Origin of the sequence: Phenylobacterium sp. (genome assembly GCF_004299445.1) — a bacterium.
In the GTDB taxonomy this organism is placed as follows: domain Bacteria; phylum Pseudomonadota; class Alphaproteobacteria; order Caulobacterales; family Caulobacteraceae; genus Phenylobacterium.
On record NZ_SCTC01000010.1, the window covers coordinates 1 to 18,049 of the forward strand.

16 protein-coding genes are annotated in these 18,049 nt (G+C 71.2%); 7 read left to right on the forward strand and 9 right to left on the reverse strand.

Annotation, left to right across the window (positions count from 1 at the left end; genetic code table 11):
* The 7 genes from EPN98_RS03665 to EPN98_RS03695 all read left to right on the forward strand — a co-directional run.
* The coding region (locus tag EPN98_RS03665; RefSeq protein WP_293360568.1) for an HU family DNA-binding protein at nt 1-126 on the forward strand (126 nt) is incomplete at its 5' end.
* 50 nt (nt 127-176) lie between these two features.
* A complete protein-coding gene (gene mscL / locus EPN98_RS03670; RefSeq protein ID WP_293360479.1) occupies nt 177-587 on the forward strand; it encodes a large-conductance mechanosensitive channel protein MscL in 411 nt (136 codons plus the stop codon).
* A gap of 41 nt (nt 588-628) precedes the next feature.
* The gene (locus tag EPN98_RS03675) at nt 629-1,273 is read left to right on the forward strand and encodes a phosphoribosylanthranilate isomerase (RefSeq protein WP_293360570.1); all 645 of its coding nucleotides are present in this window, start codon (nt 629-631) and stop codon (nt 1,271-1,273) included.
* 15 nt (nt 1,274-1,288) lie between these two features.
* Nucleotides 1,289-2,509, forward strand: coding sequence for a tryptophan synthase subunit beta (gene trpB / locus EPN98_RS03680; RefSeq protein WP_293360482.1), 1,221 nt, complete (start codon nt 1,289-1,291; stop codon nt 2,507-2,509).
* The gene (trpA, locus tag EPN98_RS03685) at nt 2,506-3,333 is read left to right on the forward strand and encodes a tryptophan synthase subunit alpha (RefSeq protein WP_293360484.1); all 828 of its coding nucleotides are present in this window, start codon (nt 2,506-2,508) and stop codon (nt 3,331-3,333) included. Before trpB ends, trpA begins: the two co-directional genes overlap by 4 nt.
* Nucleotides 3,334-3,341: 8 nt before the next feature.
* Nucleotides 3,342-4,262: an acetyl-CoA carboxylase carboxyltransferase subunit beta gene (locus EPN98_RS03690; RefSeq protein WP_293360487.1), complete on the forward strand. Its 921-nt coding sequence runs from the start codon at nt 3,342-3,344 to the stop codon at nt 4,260-4,262.
* Nucleotides 4,240-5,598 (forward strand): folylpolyglutamate synthase/dihydrofolate synthase family protein, encoded by a 1,359-nt coding sequence (locus tag EPN98_RS03695; protein WP_293360490.1) that lies wholly within the window; start codon nt 4,240-4,242, stop codon nt 5,596-5,598. Before EPN98_RS03690 ends, EPN98_RS03695 begins: the two co-directional genes overlap by 23 nt.
* A gap of 144 nt (nt 5,599-5,742) precedes the next feature.
* Here the strand turns inward: EPN98_RS03695 and trxA are convergent, their stop codons facing one another.
* From trxA to EPN98_RS03740, 9 genes are all read right to left on the reverse strand, one after another.
* A complete protein-coding gene (trxA, locus tag EPN98_RS03700; protein WP_293360493.1) occupies nt 5,743-6,072 on the reverse strand; it encodes a thioredoxin in 330 nt (109 codons plus the stop codon).
* Between the two features lie 84 nt (nt 6,073-6,156).
* Nucleotides 6,157-9,651, reverse strand: coding sequence for a double-strand break repair helicase AddA (gene addA, locus EPN98_RS03705; RefSeq protein WP_293360496.1), 3,495 nt, complete (start codon nt 9,649-9,651; stop codon nt 6,157-6,159).
* Nucleotides 9,648-12,656 carry a double-strand break repair protein AddB gene (gene addB / locus EPN98_RS03710; RefSeq protein ID WP_293360499.1) on the reverse strand — a complete coding sequence of 1,003 codons (3,009 nt, stop codon included), beginning with the start codon at nt 12,654-12,656 and terminating at the stop codon, nt 9,648-9,650. The genes addA and addB overlap by 4 nt, the downstream gene beginning before the upstream one ends.
* Nucleotides 12,653-13,384, reverse strand: coding sequence for a nucleotidyltransferase family protein (locus EPN98_RS03715; protein WP_293360501.1), 732 nt, complete (start codon nt 13,382-13,384; stop codon nt 12,653-12,655). Before EPN98_RS03715 ends, addB begins: the two co-directional genes overlap by 4 nt.
* Nucleotides 13,381-14,475 (reverse strand): N-acetylmuramate/N-acetylglucosamine kinase AmgK, encoded by a 1,095-nt coding sequence (gene amgK, locus EPN98_RS03720; protein WP_293360504.1) that lies wholly within the window; start codon nt 14,473-14,475, stop codon nt 13,381-13,383. Before amgK ends, EPN98_RS03715 begins: the two co-directional genes overlap by 4 nt.
* Complete coding sequence (gene tsaE, locus EPN98_RS03725; RefSeq protein WP_293360507.1) at nt 14,459-14,899, reverse strand: tRNA (adenosine(37)-N6)-threonylcarbamoyltransferase complex ATPase subunit type 1 TsaE; 441 nt, start codon at nt 14,897-14,899, stop codon at nt 14,459-14,461. The genes amgK and tsaE overlap by 17 nt, the downstream gene beginning before the upstream one ends.
* A 10-nt stretch (nt 14,900-14,909) precedes the next feature.
* Complete coding sequence (locus tag EPN98_RS03730; protein WP_293360509.1) at nt 14,910-15,782, reverse strand: 1-acyl-sn-glycerol-3-phosphate acyltransferase; 873 nt, start codon at nt 15,780-15,782, stop codon at nt 14,910-14,912.
* A gap of 22 nt (nt 15,783-15,804) precedes the next feature.
* Entirely contained in the window at nt 15,805-17,421 is a 1,617-nt protein-coding gene (gene pgi, locus EPN98_RS03735) for a glucose-6-phosphate isomerase (RefSeq protein WP_293360512.1), read from the reverse strand.
* A 10-nt stretch (nt 17,422-17,431) separates the two neighbouring features.
* Nucleotides 17,432-18,049 carry a thioredoxin family protein gene (locus EPN98_RS03740; RefSeq protein ID WP_293360515.1) on the reverse strand — a complete coding sequence of 206 codons (618 nt, stop codon included), beginning with the start codon at nt 18,047-18,049 and terminating at the stop codon, nt 17,432-17,434.

The following is an 18,049-nucleotide window of genomic DNA, read 5'->3' on the forward strand; positions in this document are numbered from 1 at the left end:
CGCGACGCCCGCGCCGGCCGCAACCCGCGCACCGGCGAGCCGGTTGACGTGCGCGCCAAACACGTTCCCTTTTTCAAGAGCGGCAAAGAGCTGCGCGAGCGCCTGAACGCCGAGGACGAGGGTTAGTCTCGACCCTCGCCGCGCTGGCTGGCCGCTCGCATAGGGGAGGGTTTCAGATGGGCGTATTCTCGGAATTTCGCGAGTTCATTGCGCGCGGCAATGTCGTGGACCTCGCCGTCGGCGTGATCATCGGCGCGGCCTTCAACGACATCGTCAAGGTGCTGGTCGACCAGGTGGTGATGCCGCCGATCGGCCTGCTCACGTCGGGCGTCGATTTCTCGAAGCTGGCGATCGTGCTCAAGCCGGACGACCCGGCCACCGAGGCCAGCGAGCTGGTGGCGATCCAGTACGGCGCGCTGATCAACTCGGGCATCAAGTTCCTGATCGTGGCCTGGGTGGTCTTCATGATCGTGAAGGCCGTGAACGCCATGCGCCGGGCCCCGCCGCCCGCCGACGCCGCCCCGGCCGCGCCGCCGCCCCAGGAAGCCCTGCTGGCCGAGATCCGCGATCTGCTGAAAGCGAAGTAACGCCCCTCCCGCAACAGGGCTTGATGCCCTATCTGCGGGGCATGACCGCGACCGCGAAGATCTGTGGACTGACGACGCCCGAGGCCGTGGCCGCCGCCGTGGACGGGCGCGCAAGCCATATCGGCTTCATGTTCTTCCCGAAGAGCCCGCGGAACATCGCGCCCGACGCCGCCGCGCGGCTGGTTCCGGCGGCGCGGGCCAAGGGTGTGAAGATCGTGGCGGTTGTGGTCGATCCCACCGACAACGAGCTGGACGCCATCGTGACGGGCCTCTCGCCCGACCTGATCCAGCTGCACGGCAAGGAGAAGCCAGCGCGCGTGCGCGAGATCGCCCAGCGGTCGGGACGGGGGCTGATCAAGGTGATCCCGGTCTCGGAGGCCGCCGATTTCGCCGAAGCCGCAGCCTACGAGCCCCTGGTCGAGCACCTGATGTTCGAGACCAAGCCGCCCAAGGACGCCGACCGCCCCGGCGGCCTGGGCGTGGCCTTCGACTGGACCCTGCTGGAGGGTCGGCGCTTCCAGCGGCCGTGGTTCCTGGCCGGGGGTCTGGATCCCTGGAACGTGACCGGCGCGATCGGCGCTTCCAAGGCCCCTCTGGTGGACGTTTCCTCTGGCGTGGAGCGCGGTCCCGGACTAAAGGACCCGGCCTTGATTACGGCGTTCCTCGACGCTGTTCGCCGCGCCTGAGACGCTTTGCCGACCATGAACGCGCCCACGAGACCCAACGACTACGCCGCCTTCCCCGACGCCCGTGGGCGCTTCGGCGACTATGGCGGCCAGTACGTGCCCGAAACCCTGATGCCGCTGGTCCACGACCTGACGGCCGCCTGGAATGCGGCCAAGGCCGATCCGGCGTTCCAGGCCGAGCTGTCGGGATTCCTGACCCACTATGTGGGCCGCCCCTCGCCGCTCTATTTCGCCGAGCGGCTGACGCAGCACTACGGCGGCGCGAAGATCTATCTGAAGCGTGAGGAGCTGAATCACACCGGCTCGCACAAGATCAACAACTGCATGGGCCAGATCCTGCTGGCCCGCCGCATGGGCAAGACCCGGATCATCGCCGAGACCGGCGCCGGCCAGCACGGCGTGGCCAGCGCCACCGTCTGCGCGCGCTTCGGCCTGCCCTGCATCGTCTACATGGGCGCGGTGGACGTCGAGCGGCAGAAGCCGAACGTGTTCCGCATGAACCTCTTGGGCGCCAAGGTCGAGGCGGTCACCTCGGGGTCGGCGACCCTGAAGGACGCCATGAACGAGGCCCTGCGCGACTGGGTCACCAACGTCCACGACACCTACTACATGATCGGCACCGCGGCCGGCATGCACCCCTATCCGGAGATGGTCCGCGACTTCCAGGCGGTGATCGGCCGCGAGACGCGCGAACAGATCCTGGAGGTCGAGGGCCGGCTTCCCGACGCGGTCGTGGCCTGCGTCGGCGGCGGCTCGAACGCCATCGGCATCTTCCACCCCTTCCTGAACGACGACGGCGTGAAGCTGATCGGCGTGGAGGCGGCCGGGGACGGGATGGACACCGACCGGCACGCCGCGGCCATCAACGGCGGCCGTCCCGGCGTGCTCCACGGCAACATGACCTACCTGCTGCAGGACCGCGAAGGCCAGATCACCGAGGCGCATTCGATCTCGGCCGGCCTGGACTATCCCGGCATCGGGCCCGAGCACTCGTGGCTGCACGACGTGGGCCGGGCGACCTACCTGACCGCCACCGACGCCGAGTCGCTGGAGGCCTTCATGCTGCTTTCGAAGCTGGAGGGCATCCTGCCGGCCATCGAAAGCGCGCATGCCCTGGCCCGCATCGGCGATGTCGCCCGCGACGTCGGCAAGGACGGGATCGTGGTGCTGAACCTTTCGGGCCGCGGCGACAAGGACGTGAACACGGTGGCCGCGCACCTGGGACGCACGATTTGACCAAGGCACGTATCGACGCCCGCTTCGCCGCGCTGAAGGCGGAAGGCCGCGCGGCCTTCGTCAGCTATGTGATGGCCGGCGACCCCGATCCTGCGACGGCGGCGAAGATCCTGAAGGGCCTGCCGGCCGCCGGCGCGGACGTGATCGAGGTGGGCTTCCCGTTCTCCGACCCCATGGCCGAGGGCCCGCCGATCCAGCGGGCCGCACAACGGGCGCTCGCCAAGGGCATGACCCTGGCGGGGACGCTGGCGGCGATCGCGGCGTTCCGGGAGGACGACCAGGACACGCCCATCATCCTGATGGGCTACACCAACCCGCTGGTCACCTGGGGCTACGAGGCCTTCGCGCGTGACGCGGCCGCGGCCGGGGTGGACGGCCTCATCGTCGTCGACCTGCCGCCCGAGGAAGCCGACGAACTGGCCGACGCGCTGGACGCCAACCAGCTGTCGCTGATCCGCCTGGCCACCCCCACCACCGACGACAAGCGCCTGCCGGTCGTGATCCGCCGCACCTCGGGCTTCGTCTACTATGTCTCGGTCGCCGGCGTGACCGGGGTGAAGGAGGCCGACGCCGACGCCGTGGCGCCGCACGTGGCGCGGGTGCGCAAGGCCTCGGGACTTCCGGTCGCCGTGGGCTTCGGGATCAAGACACCGGAGCGCGCCGGCGCTATAGCCAAGGTCGCCGATGCGGTGGTCGTGGGGTCCGCGCTTGTGGACGAAGTGGCCGAAGCGGTGAATTTGAACGAAGACGTGACCGGGCGAGTTCTTTCCAAAGTGGCTTCCCTTGCTAAGGCTGTGCGCCTCGCACGTCGGATCCCGGCCTAAACAACATCATGGCGATGGCTGAACAGCGAAACGACAAGCCCGGGCGTGCGCCCTCCTCCGAGCGCCGCCGCGGCTGGCTCTCCCGCATTGCGCCCGGCGTCCGGGGCCTGACCAAGAAGGACACGCCCGAGAACCTGTGGGTGAAGGACCCGGACAGCGGCGAGATGCTGTACCGGCCCGACCTGGAGGCGGCCCTGTGGGTCACGCCGTCGGGCAATCACATGCGGATCGGCTCGAAGCTGCGCCTGCAGTACACCTTCGACGACGGCCAGTTCGAACGCATCTCGACCCCCGAAGTCGTGGAAGACCCCCTGCGGTTCCCCGACGACAAGCCCTACCCCGAGCGCCTGAAGGCGGCCCGCAAGGCCACGGGCGAGCAGGACTCCATGGCGATCGCGTTCGGCAAGATCGCGGGCCAGGAGGCCGTGGTGATCGTGCAGGACTTCTTCTTCATGGGCGGATCGCTGGGCATGGCCGCCGGCGAGACCTTCGTGAAGGCCGCCAAGGAGGCCGTGAAGCGCGAGGTCCCGCTGGTGATCTTCACCGCTTCGGGCGGCGCGCGCATGCAGGAGGGGACGCTGTCCCTGATGCAGATGGCCCGGACCACCCTGGCCCTGAACGAGGTCAAGTCGGCCGGCCTGCCCTACATCGTGGTGTTCACCGACCCCACGACCGGCGGCGTCAGCGCCTCGTACGCCATGCTGGGCGATGTCCACCTGGCCGAGCCCAACGCCACCATCGGCTTCTCGGGCCGCCGCGTCATCGAGCAGACCATCCGCGAGACCCTGCCGGCCAGCTTCCAGCGGTCGGAGTTCCTGGTCGAGCACGGCATGGTCGACCAGGTGGTGAAACGCGCCGACATCCCGGAAAAGCTGGGATCGATCATGAAGACCCTTATGATGGGCCGTGAGCGCCGTTCCGCCGCCTGATATTCCGGCTTTCGATCCCGGACACGACCCGATCCGCGCCTCCGACGCGGTGATCCAGCGCCTGCGCGCCAACCATCCGACCCTGATCGACCTGACCACCGGCCGCGTCGAGCGGCTGCTGGCGGCGGTGGGCCGGCCCGACCTGAAGCTGCCGCCGGTGATCCACGTGGCGGGCACCAACGGCAAGGGCTCGACGGTGGCCTACCTGCGGGCCATCGCCGAGGCGGCGGGGCTGAAGGCGCACTGCCTGACCTCGCCGCATCTGGTGCGATTCGCCGAGCGGATCCGGCTGGCCGGCAAACTGATCACCGACGCGCAGCTCACCGAGCTCACGGATCGGCTGGAAGCGGCCAATGCCGGCGAGCCGATCAGCTTCTTCGAGATCACGACGGTCCTGGCCTATCTGGCCTTCGCCGAGACGCCGGCCGACGTCTGCATCGTGGAAGTCGGCCTGGGGGGCCGCTTCGACGCCACCAACATCTTCGAGGCGCCGGCGGTCAGCGTGATCACGCCGGTGGACTACGACCATGTGGAGATGCTGGGGCCGGGCCTGTCCAAGATCGCCTGGGAGAAGGCCGGGATCATCAAGCACGGCCGCCCCGTCGTGGTCGCCCGCCAGCAGGATGAGGCGCTGGAGATGATCGAGCGCGAGGCGGACGACCGCATGGCCCCCTTGCTGTTGATGGGCCGCGACTTCGACGCCTGGGAGGAACGCGGACGGCTGCTGGTGCAGATGCCCGACCGGCTGCTGGACCTGCCGGCGCCCAGTCTGTTCGGCGGCTATCAGTTCGACAATGCGGGCGTGGCGGTCGCCGCGGCGCTGACCTTCGACCGTGGGCTGTCGGACGAGGTGCTGGGCGCGGGCGTGACCTCGACAGTCTGGCCGGCGCGGATGCAGCGGCTCACCGCCGGGCCGCTGGCCGAGCTCGCGAAGGCGCGAGGCGCCGACCTGTGGCTGGACGGCGGGCACAATCCGCACGCCGGGCGCGCCCTGGCCGAGGCGGCGTCGCGCCTGATCGACCGCGATCCGCGACCGCTGGTGCTGGTGACGGGGATGTTCGCCCGCAAGGACGCCGAGGGCTTCTTCCGCCCCTTCGCCGAAATGCGCCCGCGGGTGATCTGCACCACGTTCGACAGCCCCATCGCCGCAAGCGCCGAGGAGCTGGTGGCGGCGGCGGTGAGGGCCGGCCTGTCGCCCGAGACATCGTCCAACGTCATGGACGGCGTGGCGCGCGCGCTCGAAACGGAGGGTCCCGCGCCGCACGTGTTGGTTTGTGGGGGGTTGCACTTCGCCGGCGAAGTGCTGGCGATGAGCCCGGAGACCTGGCCGACGTAGTTTCCCTCCCCAGAGGGGAGGGCCAGACCGCGAAGCGGTCAGGGCGGGGAAGTTTGGGCCGGAACTCAGAGGGTGGGGAGGATCAAGACTTCCCCACCCGGCTCGCTTCGCTCGCCACCCTCCCCATAAAGGGGAGGGAAGTACTTACGCCGCGACGCCCGCTTCGGTCAGCCACTCCAGGATCTTCTGCTTGGGCATGGCGCCGACCTTCATCGAGGCCATCTGGCCGCCCTTGAACAGCATCATGGTGGGGATGCCGCGGACGCCGTAGCGCGAGGGGGTGGTCGGGCTCTGCTCGATGTCGAGCTTGGCGATCGTGACCTTGCCTTCGAGCTCGGCGGCGAGCTGTTCCAGGGCGGGGGCGATCTGCTTGCAGGGGCCGCACCATTCCGCCCAGAAGTCCACGAGGACGGGGGTCTCGGATTGCAGGACGTCGGCCTGGAAGGTGTCGTCGGTGACCTTCACGGTGCTCATCGGGTAACTCCTATCGCGCGGCGTTCATCCTAACGAGATTCCGCACTTCTTGATCCGGCCATGTAGGCGGGCTCCTGCCTTGTATCAACCGTCACGGCGGAGGTCGGCAAGGGTTTGGGCCAACAGGATTTCTGGAACCGGCATCAGCTTCGGGCCGTCGGTCCAGACGATGGCGGCCTCGATCCGGCGGCCCGGAAAGATGTCGGCGAGGACGGCCGCATAGAGCGCCATCTGGCGCAGATAGGCCGGGTCGGCGTCCTCGATGCGGTCGGGCGAAGGCCGATTGGTCTTGAAATCCACCACCAGCACCCGATCCGGAAGGACGATGAGGCGGTCGATGCGCCCCGAGATGCGCAGGCCGGGCGGGAGGGCGGCGGCTGTCCCGGCCACCGCGACCTCGGCGCGGGAACCGGGGCCGAACACCTCCGCGAAGCGCGGGTCTTCCAGCACCGACAGCGCGGCGGCGGCCATCTCGGCGCGCTGGACATCGGTGAGGTCTGGCTCGCGGGCCAGCAGCGCGCCGGCCCCCGCCGCGCGCTCGGACGTGGGCAGGTCAGGCAGCAGCTGCAGCAGGCGGTGGACGATGTCGCCCCGGCGGAAGCGGCCCAGACCGGTGGCTTCGGCCAGCGGCGACGGGGCGGCGTCGATCACCCCCTCGCCCAGGTCGGATGGCGAGGCATAGCGGGCGAACGCCTCAGGCGTGGCGACGACGCGGGCCCATCCCGGCAGCGCCGGGGCGGCGACGACAGCGACCGGCCGGGCGCGAACCCGCTGGGGATCGGGGCCATAGCGGCGGAACCGGCCGCCGGCGTCATCCTCCAGTTCGCGTACCTGGTCGGCGAGACCTGCGTCCGTGACCGCGTCGCGAATCGCGCCCCACCAGCCCTTCAGCTTGTCGGGATCGGTGCGCTCGGCGCGACGGCCGCACAGCACCAGACGGTCGCGGGCCCGGGTCAGGGCCACATAGAGCAGGCGAAAGGCCTCGGCCTCCTCACGGTCGGCGCGCAGCTTGCGGGCCGCGGTCGTGGGCGGGCAGTCGTTGGCCGACCGGGCGCTCCAGAGGAAGCCCTGGCCCTCGGGGCCGCGATCGACGGCCATCAGCGGCGAGCCGCGCTGGGCGCCGGCGAGATTGGTCTCGGGCAGGAAGACGATCGGCGCCTCCAGGCCCTTGGCGCCATGGGCGGTCATGACCCGGACCTCGTCGCGCGAGGCCTCCATCTCACGCTTCACCAGGATCTCCAGGCCCGACAGCTCGTCGGCCAGGCTCTCGAGGTCGTGGGCGCCGCGCTCCTCGGCGGCCAGCACCTGGTTCAGGAACTCGTCCAGCGCGTCCTTCGCCTCGGCGCCCAGCCGGCCCAGCAGGCGCTGGCGCATCGAGCGGCCGTCGTCGCCGACGTGCTCGATCAGGCGGACGTAGAACTCGAAGGGCCGCGCCCCGCGGGCCGCGTCGCGGGCCAGCTGCAGGAACGTCTCGGCCGCGGCCCAGGCGGCGACCTCGTGCGCGCGGTTGCGCAGCGTGGCCCACAGGCCGCCCGATCGGCCGTAGGCCAGGTCGTAGAGGCCGTCGTCGTCCAGCCCGCAGAACGGGCTCTTCAATAGGGCGGCGAGGGTCAGGTCGTCGCCGGGGAAGAGCGCGAAGCGGGCCAGCGCCAGCAGGTCGTCGAAGATGATGTGGCCCGACAGCGACAGCCGGTCGGCGCCGGCTACCGGAAGGCGCTTGTGCTTCAGCTCGCGCAGGATCTCCTCGAACAGCGCGCCCCGGCGGCGCACCAGGATCAGCACGTCGCCGGCGGTGGCGGCGCGAAGCTGCTGGGTCTTCTCGTCGTAGACGCCTTCGCCGCGGGCGATCAGGCCGTCGATCTCGGTCGCGATCCGCCGGGCGAGGCGGCGGTTGGCGCTGTCCTCGGATTCCAGGTCCAGCGGGGCATCCCAGGCGCCGCGCTCCTGGCCCTTGCGGTCGACCTCCATGTCCCAGACGTCGACGCAGCCGAGGTGTTCCTGGCGCGGGGACGCCACCTCGTGGACGACCGCATCCCCGGGCTGGACCGCCTCGATCAGGTGGGCGGGCGTGAAGACGGCGTCGACGAAGCTCAGCACCTGCGGCGTCGAACGCCACGACTTCAGGAGATCGATCCGCTTCACCGGATGGCCGGCTCCGGCGGCGCGGTCGCGGTAGAACAGGAACTTGTCGGCCAGCAGCTCGGGCCGCGCGCCCTGGAACGAGTAGATCGACTGCTTGCGGTCGCCCACCACGAAGACGCCCCGCGCCAGATCGCGCGCCTTTCGCGGCCGACCGGCGCCCGAGAAGAAGTCGTCGGTGAGCGCGTCGATGATCGCCCACTGCTCGGGCGCGGTGTCCTGCGCCTCGTCCAGCAGGATGTGGTCGACGCCGCCGTCCAGCTTGTAGAGCACCCAGGCCGCCGCATCGTCCTGCAGCAGCGCGCAGGTCTTCTCGACCAGGTCGGCGAAGTCGAGGGCGCCGGAAGCCTCTTTCTCGATGCGGTAGGCGTGCAGGTAGGCGTGGGCGAGGCTGAGCGCGTCGACGCTGTCGCGGCCGACCTGGGCGGCGCGCATGCGTTGGCGCAGGTTGTGCAGCCGCTCCTGCTCCTCGAGCAGGAAGGCGCGCACGGCGGGCTCGGTCTGCAGCCGCTTCGCCGTCTCGACCCACTTCCGGGGCTCGTCCTCCTTCGTGAAGAAGAGGTCTGCCGCGTCGTCCAGGGACGGGTGCGCGTCGGCGGCGAGGGCTATCAGCGCGGCGGCCCGCTGGGCGTCGGTCTTGCCGCCAGGCTGCAGCACCTCAGCGGCGCGGCGGTACATCTGGCGATCCAGGCGCGCCATCGCCTCGGCGGCGAGCGCGTCGGGGTCTGTATCCGGCGGGATGTCGACGGCGCGCCAGACCCAGCCCTTGGCGCCCTCCAGCCCACCTTCCCGGTCGAAGAACGCGGCCAAAGCCCCCCGGCGGTTCTCGAACTCGGCGAACATCGCCTGGAAGCGGCGGAAGTCGAGCGAGACCGACAGGCGGCCGTAGGCGTCGGCAAGCTCGCCGGGCACGTTCAGCACATGGTGGGCCACGTTGCGGCGCGCGGCGGCGGCCACGGCGGCGGCGGCCGGCTCGTCCATCACCCGGAAGCCGGGCGGGACCTCGGCCTCCATCGGGAAGCGCTTCAGCACCTTCTCGCAGAAGGCGTGGATCGTCTGGATCTTCAGGCCGCCAGGCGTCTCCAGGGCGGCGGCGAACAGGCTGCGCGCTTCGGACAGGTCCTGGGCGTCGAAGCTCTTAGGCGCGCGCGAGCGCAGCTTGCCGAGGGCGTCGCGCAGTTCGGCGTCGCTGGCCACCGACCAGCCGCCCAGCCGGTCGTAGAGCCGCCGCTGCATCTCGGACGCCGCGGCCTTGGTGTAGGTCACGCACAGGATCGTCTCGGGCTTGGCGCCGCCCAGCAGCAGGCGCGCCACCCGGTCGATCAGGGTCTTCGTCTTGCCCGAACCGGCGTTGGCGGTGACGAATACCGACAGCGTGGGGTCGGCCGCCTCCTCCTGCGGGTTGCGCGCATCGGCGCTGAAGAGGTCGACGACGGTCACTCGTCATCCTCCCCGCTGGTGGACCACTCGAAGACGCGGGCCAGGTGGTCGTAGTCCGAGACGTACATCTTCACGAACTGCGGGGCGGTGCGAGAGGTGTAGCCCTGCGCCGGGTCGACGTAGCGGGTGATCAGCCGATCCAGGCCCTGCAGGGCGGCGTCGACGGCCTCGCGCGAATTGAGGATCTTATCGCCGTCGCCGTAAGGCGCGGCGCGCACCTCCTCGCGGCCGGCGGGGCGGCGGCCGGTGATCTCGAGATAGGTCAGGTCGCCGGCCGTGACGCGGCCGATATCCTTGAAGCCGCCGCCTTCGAGGATCGCGGCCGTCAGGGTGAGCTGGGGCGAAAAGCCCGTCTCGACCATCCGCTTCGACGGCGCGCGGCCGGTCTTGTAGTCCAGCACGTGGCCCAGGCCGTCGGGAGAGACCTCGATGCGGTCGGCCTTGGCGGCCAGCGTGAAGGGTCGGCCAGCGATCTCGAGGGTGAGCTTGCCCTCTTTCTCGACGTGCAGCCGGCGGCCGTCCGCGCGGCGGCGGCTCTCCATGTCGGCCACCCACGCGGCGGCCTCGTCGGCCAGGGCGTTCTCACGGGCCAGGGCGTCCGGCGGCATGCCGGCCTTTTCCAGCTCGGCCAGATAGAGGCCGCGGAAGATCGTGGCCGCATCCGGCGGCAGCACCTCGGGCCAGTCCAGCACGAAGCGTTCGAAGGCGGCGTGGATGGCGGTGCCGCGAGCGCGGGCCTCCACCTCCTCGTCCGGCCGCTCGATCAGGCGCAGCTTGAGGATGTCGCGGGCCCAGACGGCGTAGGGGTCTCGCGTCAGGGTCTCGACGCGGGTGGCGTACAGTTCGGTGGGGCGGGCCTCGACCGGCGGCTTGGGCGACGGCCGCGGATACGGCGTGTAGGGGCCCGGCGCGTCCAGCGCGGCGGCCCAGGCCAGCGCCTCCGGGCGGCTCGGCATTTCCAGACCCGCGCCCTTGGCCAATGTCTCCAGCCGCCAGAGCCAGCGCGACTTCACCGCCGGCTGGCCGTCGCGGCGCTCGGTGTGCAGCAGGACCACTTCTGGCGCGCAGACCGCCTGGGCGAAGTCGTGGGCGGCCAGACCGATGCGACGCTCTGGCGACGGCAGGCCAAGGGCCTCGCGCATGGGCCGCGACAGGAACGGGTCGGTGGGCGCGGCGGCGGGCCACACCCCCTCCTCCAGCCCGGCCACCACCAGCCGGTCGGCGCGGACCAGGCGGGCCTCGATCGCGCCCAGGATGCGCAGACGCGGGTGGGTGGCGCCGCCCGAACGCACCGTCTCGCCGGACATGAGCCGCTGCAGCAGGTCGGCGTACTGGCGGGGCGTCACCTGGGGCAGGTCCTCGCCATCGCGCATCAGCCCCGACAGCAGACGCGACATGGCCTCGCCCGCGTGGCCGGCCCACAGGTCGCCGGTCTGCCCATCCTCGCCGGTCGCCAGCGCCTCCATGGCTGTGACCAGGCGCAGGGTGACGGCGGCGGGGGCGTCGTAGCTGTCATGAGACCACGTCAGGGCCTCGACGATGGCCTGCAGCCGCTCAGCCAAGGGCAAGGCCTGGGGCGCGCGCTCGCGGCCGTCGCGATCCTTGCCGAGGAGCCGGTCCTTGAGTTCGTCCCAGGTGCGGGCGCGCGCGCCGCGCAGGGCGTGGCGCTCCAGCCGGGTGGCGTCGCCCAGGCGCGTGAACGGGTGCTTCAGCAGGCCCAGCAACGCGACGGGATCGACGGGATCGACGGCGGCCCGCGCCAGCAGGCTCGCCAGCGCGCCGTATGGCGACCCGGCCAGGCTTTCGCCGGCCGACGAGTCCGGGACCACGCCCCAGCGGGCCAGCTTGGCGGCGACGCGGCGCGCGATGCGCTGATCGGGCGTCACCAGGGCGGCGGTGCGGTCCGGTGTCTCAAGAGCCTCGCGCAGCAGCAGCGCGGCGACCGTCGCCGCCTCCTCCTCCGTGCGGGCGCTGACGAGGGATAGACCCTTCAGCGCCTCGGCGATGGCGTCGGGGTCCTGGGCGCGCAGGTCGTCGATGACATGCAGCCAGTCGGCGGTCTCCTCCGCGGGCCGCAGCGCCTCGTTGACCACCCGGCGGCGCCAGCGCTGGGCAGCGGTCTCGTCGGTGGAGGCGGGCCAGGTCGCCACCTCCTCGCGGGTCACCCGTGCGGCGTCCAGCAGGCGGCGCAGCGCGCCCTGCGGATGCTGTACGTCGACCTTGCGCCAGGCCTTCTCGGCCAGGTTCACATCCACGCCAGGCAGCACCACCGCGCCCTTGGGCGCCGCAGCGATGGCGATCATCAGGGCGCGGGTGGCGGGCGCGGTGCCGGTGGAGCCTGCTGCGACCAGGACGCCCTGCGGCGGCTTGTCGGTCCACCGCTCGGCCAGGCGGCGGAGCAGGCGCACGCGCCGTTCGCTGACATCCACCACGCCCAGTTCGTCCAGCCGACGAGGCCACGCCTCCAGCGCCCGGTCCAGGAACCGACGCGAGAGGTCCCAATGCTTCGCCAGTTCGCCGGGCGCGAGGTCGGCCAGGGCGCCGCGGACGTCGATCTCCTCGATCTGAAGTCCGTCCAGGAACGCGCCCAGGGCGTCGGCCAGGTCGAGCGCGGCGCCGGCGCTGTGCACGCCGCCCGGCACGTCGTCGGACAGTTCGGCGACCAGTCGCACCAGCTCGAACCGGCGGCGCAGGGGATCGATGGCGGCCGGCAGGTCCAGCACCAGATCGCCGGGCTCGAAGGGTGGCTCGCCGGCCTCCAGGTCGCCCAGCGGGCGCATCTGGGGCGGCAGGACGGCGCGACCGCCCGAGGCCTTGATGAAGGCGTCGGCCAGGGCGCGGGCGCCGCGACGGGTCGGCGTGAGGACCACGGCGTCGGCCAGGGCCTCGGGGCCCAGGGGCGCGAGCGCGTCGTAGAGGCCCTGGGCGAGGTCTTCCGCGAACGGCCGGTGCGCCGGGATGTTGAACCAGCGCGAGCCCGGCTGCTCGAAGAAGGCGGGCGTCATGAGGCTTGCGCCGCCTCGCGCAGCTTGGCCTCGGCGAGATCGCGCGCGCCAGGATCGCCGACGTGCATCCAGAAGCCGTCCATCACCGCGCCATGCAGCCGGCCCTCGGCCTGCAGCCGATGCCAGATCGGGATGATCGAGAAGGCCCCGGCCGGCTGGTCGTCCAGCAGCTCAGGCTTGAGGATGGCGATGCCCATGTTGGCGAAGGGCGTCGGAGGCTGGGGCGCGGTGGAGTGGGTGAGCCGACCCTGATCGTCGCGGAAGAAGCCCTGCGGCCCTTCGAACCCGATCCCCTGCCCGCGCTTCACCAGCAGCAGCAGGATGTCCATGGCGGCCGGGTCCCAGGCGGCCTTGAGCGTCTCCAGCGCCGGCGTCGCGCCCTCGATCCAGAGACTGTCGATGTTGGCCACATAGACGGGCTCGCGACCCAGCTTGTCCGCGGCATGACGGATGCCGCCTCCGGAATCGAGGAGTTCGGCCCGCTCGTCCGAGATCAGCACCTCCAGGTCGCGCCGTGCGGCGAGGTGGGCTTCCATCTGGTCGGCCAGATGGTGGACGTTGACCACCACCCGCTCGACGCCCGCGTCGCGCAGGCGGTCGAGCACATGGTCGATCAGCGCCTTGCCGTTCACGGGCACGAGGGCCTTGGGCATGGCGTCGGTCAGCGGCCGCATGCGCGTGCCCAGGCCGGCGGCCAGCACCATGGCGGTCCGGGGTCCGGGCGTCATGCGCGCGCCTCCGCGGGCACGTGACGGTCGAGCCACCCCTTCAGCGGCGCAAGTTCCGGGTCCGCCAGGCAACGGTCCAGGTAACCCCAGAGCCGCGGCATCAGGGTCGCGTACTTCGGCTTGCCGTCGCGGGTGGTCAGCCGGGCGAAGATCCCCAGGATCCGGCAGATGTTTAGCGCCCCCAGGGCGTGGAAGTCGGCGAGGAACCGGGCGCGGTCGACCTGGGGCCGCAACGCGAAATAGGCGGCCAGGCAAGCGGCCTCCCGCTCGGGCGTCACCTGGCGGCGGGCGTCGTGCAGCAGCATCGACATGTCCCACGCCGGATGCGCCCTAACGGCGTCCTGGAAGTCGATGAGGCCGACGCGGGCCGGGCCCTCGCGGCTAGGCAGCCAGAGCAGGTTCTCGGCGTGGTAGTCGCGGTGGCAGAAGACGCTGGCGTTGGCTGCGCCATAGGCCCGGATCGGCGTCCAGATGGCCTCCCACCCGGCGACCGCCTCGGCCCCGAAGACGAGCTGGGGCTTGAGCTTCGGCAGCCACTCCACCAGCAGGCGGTCGGCGGTGGCCAGCGCGGTCTCGTCGTACGTGAGGAAGGGCCACGTGACGCCGTCATAGGACAGCACGTCGCCGACTGGCGCCTCGTGGATCTTCGCCAGCGCCGAGATGGCGGCTTCGTACAGCGGCGCCTCGTCGTGCCCGGCCTGGATGAGGCTCGCGAACAGGTCGTCGCCCAGGTCTTCCAGCACGGCCAGGCCCTGGGCCGGCTCGGCGGCCAGGATCGCGGGCGCCGAAAGTCCCTGGTCGCGCAGCCAGCCTGCGGTGGCGATGAAAGCGTCCACCCGGCCGGCGGCCAGCCGGGCCAGGGCATTGTAGCCCAGCGCCTCACGCTGGGCCGGCGTGGCGGCGGGCGGACAGGGCGCCGTCTCCAGCGACGGCGGCTGGTCCATGAAGATGAAGGTCTGGCCGTCCCGGTGCAGCCGTTCGTACTGGCGCGTGGAGGCGTCGCCGCCCAGAGGCTGGCGGCGGGCGTCGCCGAAACCGGCGGCCTTCAGGAACCCGGCCTTCAGGGCCTCGCGCTCAGAACTCAAGGTCACGTCCTTCCCAGGCGCCATGCGGGGTGAGCCGCGCGGTGCGCCCGCCATTTTCAGCGAGGGCGATCTCTATATCGAGTCGGTCGAGCGGCAGGCGGCCCTCCAGCCGTTCGGGCCACTCGATCACCGCCGCGCCGGCGTCCAACGCCTCGTCCAGGCCGATCTCGTAGGCCTCGTCGGGATCGGACAGGCGGTAGAGGTCGAAGTGGGCGACCGCGAGCCGCGGGCCTTCGTAGAACTGCACCAGGGTGAAGGTGGGGCTGGGCACCTCTTCGTCGGGCGTCGTCAGGGCCCGCACCAGCGCTCGCGCCAGCGTGGACTTGCCGGCGCCCAGCGGACCGGTCAGGCAGACCGCCTCGCCCGGCCGTAGCTGCGCCGCCACCGCCCGGCCCAACCGGCCCGTCGCCGCCTCGTCAGCCAGGATCATGGCGGCGGCGTCATGCGAAGCTGCGGTCGGGATCGGCCGGCAGATCGCGCTCGACGAACGTCTTCAGGCGGGCGGTCACCTCGGCCGGATCGCCGTCCAGCCTCTCGGGCGGAATCGGGCGCCCGACCGTGAGCGAGAACTCACGGCCGCGCTTGTTCAACAGCTCGTGGAAGAGGGTGATGTCGCGCAGCTCGGTCGAAAAACCGTGGAAGAAGTGGAACATTGCCGACCACGGCCCGGCTACGTGGACCGGCGTCAGCGGCGCCTCGTACTTGCGCGCGATCGAGACCGCCGAGGACATCCATTCCGGGTCGGCCAGCGTGCCGTCGGGCTCCTTGCGGGCCAGGCGGCCGGCTGGAAAGATCGCGAGGCAGCGCTCGGCTTCCAGCGCCTCGCGGGTCAGGGTCAGGGTGGCGCGGGTCTTCTCGCGGGTGCGCTTGGCCTCGACCCACTCCACGGGGATCAGCACCTCGCCGAAGCCTGGCGAGACGCGATGCGCATCGGCGTTCGCGTAGAAGCAGATATCCGGGCGCAGCGACTTCAGGGCGTCGTACACCGCGACACCGTCGGCGATACCCGTGGGATGGTTGCAGACCAGCACCAGCCGGCCGTTGGCGGGTATCCGGTCCAGCCCGGCGGCGGCCACCTTGAGCGCCAGCAGGTCCGACACATAGGCCAGGGCCTTGGCGCCGGGCATCGGGTGGATCGCGTCGGCCAGGCGCCGCGCCTTGGCGTAGTCCAGCAGGGCGTACAGCAGCGGGCGGGCGAGCGGCCATAGCGGCCCGCCGGCGAGCTTGGGCGCTCGCTCGGCGATCAGCACATCGACGATATGATCATGGCCCCCGGATCTCGCGACTCCGGCAGCCGGCGTGGCCAGCGTCATGACAGGAGGATGACAGGCAGCGTTAGGACTTCAACCGGGCGATCAACGCCTGGGTCGACGGGTCGTGCGCGCCGGCCGGGCCGCCGTTCAGCTCGCCCAGCACACGGGTGGCCAGCGACTTGCCCAGTTCGACGCCCCACTGGTCGAAGCTGTTGATTCCCCAAAGCACGCCCTCAACGAACGTCTTGTGCTCATAGAGCGCAATCAGGGCGCCCAGGCGTTCGGGGTCGAGGCGTTCCAGCCGGATGAAGCTGGTGGGCCGGTCGCCAGGGAACGTGCGCTGGGGCGCCAGCATGTCGATCTCTTCGGGGCTGCGCCCCGCCGCGGTGAGTTCGGCGCGGACGTCGGCCTCCGAGCGGCCCACCATCAGCGCCTCGGCCTGGGCGATGGCGTTGGCGAGCAGCTTGGTCTGGCCGTCGACGTCGCCCTCGGTCCCGCGGTGGACGGCCACGATGTCGACCGGAATCACGTCGGTCCCCTGGTGCAGCAGCTGGAAGAAGGCGTGCTGGCCGTTGGTGCCGGCGTCGCCGAACACGCTGGCGGCCGTCGCATGCGGCGCCGGGCGGCCGTCGGCGGTGACCCGCTTGCCGTTCGATTCCATCTCCAACTGCTGGAGGAAGGCCGCGAAGAGGCGCAGGCGCTGGGCGTAGGGCACGACGGCGCGGATGGGCCGCCCCAGGCCGTTGCGGTTGAAGATGTGCGCCAGCGCCAGCAGCACCGGGGCGTTCAGGGCCAGGGGCGCGGACTTGAAGTGGGCGTCCATGGCCCGCGCGCCGGCCAGCATGCGCTCGAACACGTCGTAGCCGAGGGCCACGGCGCAAGAGAGGCCGACCGATGACCAGATGGAATAGCGCCCGCCCACCCAGTCCCAGAACCCGAACACCTGGTCGGCGGGCACGCCGAACGCCTGAGCCTTGTCGGGCGCGGCCGACACGGCGACCAGATGGCTGTCGCTGGCGGGGCCCAGGCTGGCGCGGAGCCAGGCGCGGGCGACCTCGGCGTTGGTGAGCGTCTCGAGGGTCGTGAAGGTCTTCGAGACCGTGACGATCATCGTCTCGGCCGGATCGAGGCCGGTCAGGGCCTGGGCCAATTCCGCCGGGTCGACGTTGGCCGTGAAGCGCAGGTCGATCGGCGGATCCAGCGGCTTGAGCGCTTCCCAGACGAACCGGGGGCCCAGGTCGGACCCGCCGATGCCGATGTGAACGATCGCGCGGAACGGCTTGCCGGTGCAGCCGCGCCGCACGCCCGAGCGCACCTGGTCGGCGAACGCGCGCATGGCGTCGCGCGTCGCCTCGACCTCGCGCGACACCGGCTGGCCCGCCGCGCGATAGTCGGCGCCGTCGGCGGCGCGCAGCGCCATGTGCAGGGCCGGTCGGCCTTCAGAAGCGTTGACGATCCCGCCGGCGAACAGGCCCGCCCGCGCGGTGTCGACGCCCGAGGCGTGCGCCAGGTCCAGCATCACCTCGAGGTCGGCCAGCGACCAGGGCTGCTTGGAAAGGTCGATTTCCAGCCCCGCCGCAGCCAGCGTGAGATGAGCGAGCCGGTCGGGCTCGGCGTCGAACAGGCCAACGATCCGGCGATCGCGCGCGGCCTCGGCGGCCTTGGAGAGGGCCGCCCAGGCGGCGTCGACGGGGGTCAAGCGTTACCTCTTAGCCGGCCGAGCCGTACTTCACGCTGCAGCCGTAGGGGCGCGTGGTCGCCTGGGCCACCGCCCGGCCGGCCTTCACGTCGGCCAGCGCCGCGGCGACATAGTTCGTCGCGCCCTTCAGGCTGGCCGGGTCGGACGAAGCCTTGTCGTCGATACCGCCCATGTAGACCAGCTTGCCGGCCTTATCGATGACGTACATGTGAGGCGTGGTCTTGGCCTCGTAGGCCCGGCCGACGACGCCCTTGGGGTCGAGCAGCAGGCCGGTGTGGGCGGCCTTTTCCCGGGCCTTCCAGGCCTTGGCGTCGGCCCCGGCCACGTAACCTTGCATCCCCGGCGCGGACGAGATGACGGTCAGCCACACCATGCCGTCCTTGGTCGCCTGGCCCTGCAGGCCCTGCATGTTGCCGCTGTCATAGTGCTTGCGGACATACGGGCAGCCGCTGTTGGTCCATTCCAGCACCACGGTCTTGCCCTTGAACTCATCGAGCGAGCGGGTCTTGCCGTTGGCGTCGACGGCGGTGAAGGCCGGAGCGGGCTGGCCCACGACGGGCGCGGCCATGGCGGCGGGGCCGACCAGCGCCGAGGCGGCGGCAAGGGCGATCACGAGGCGGCGGTTCAT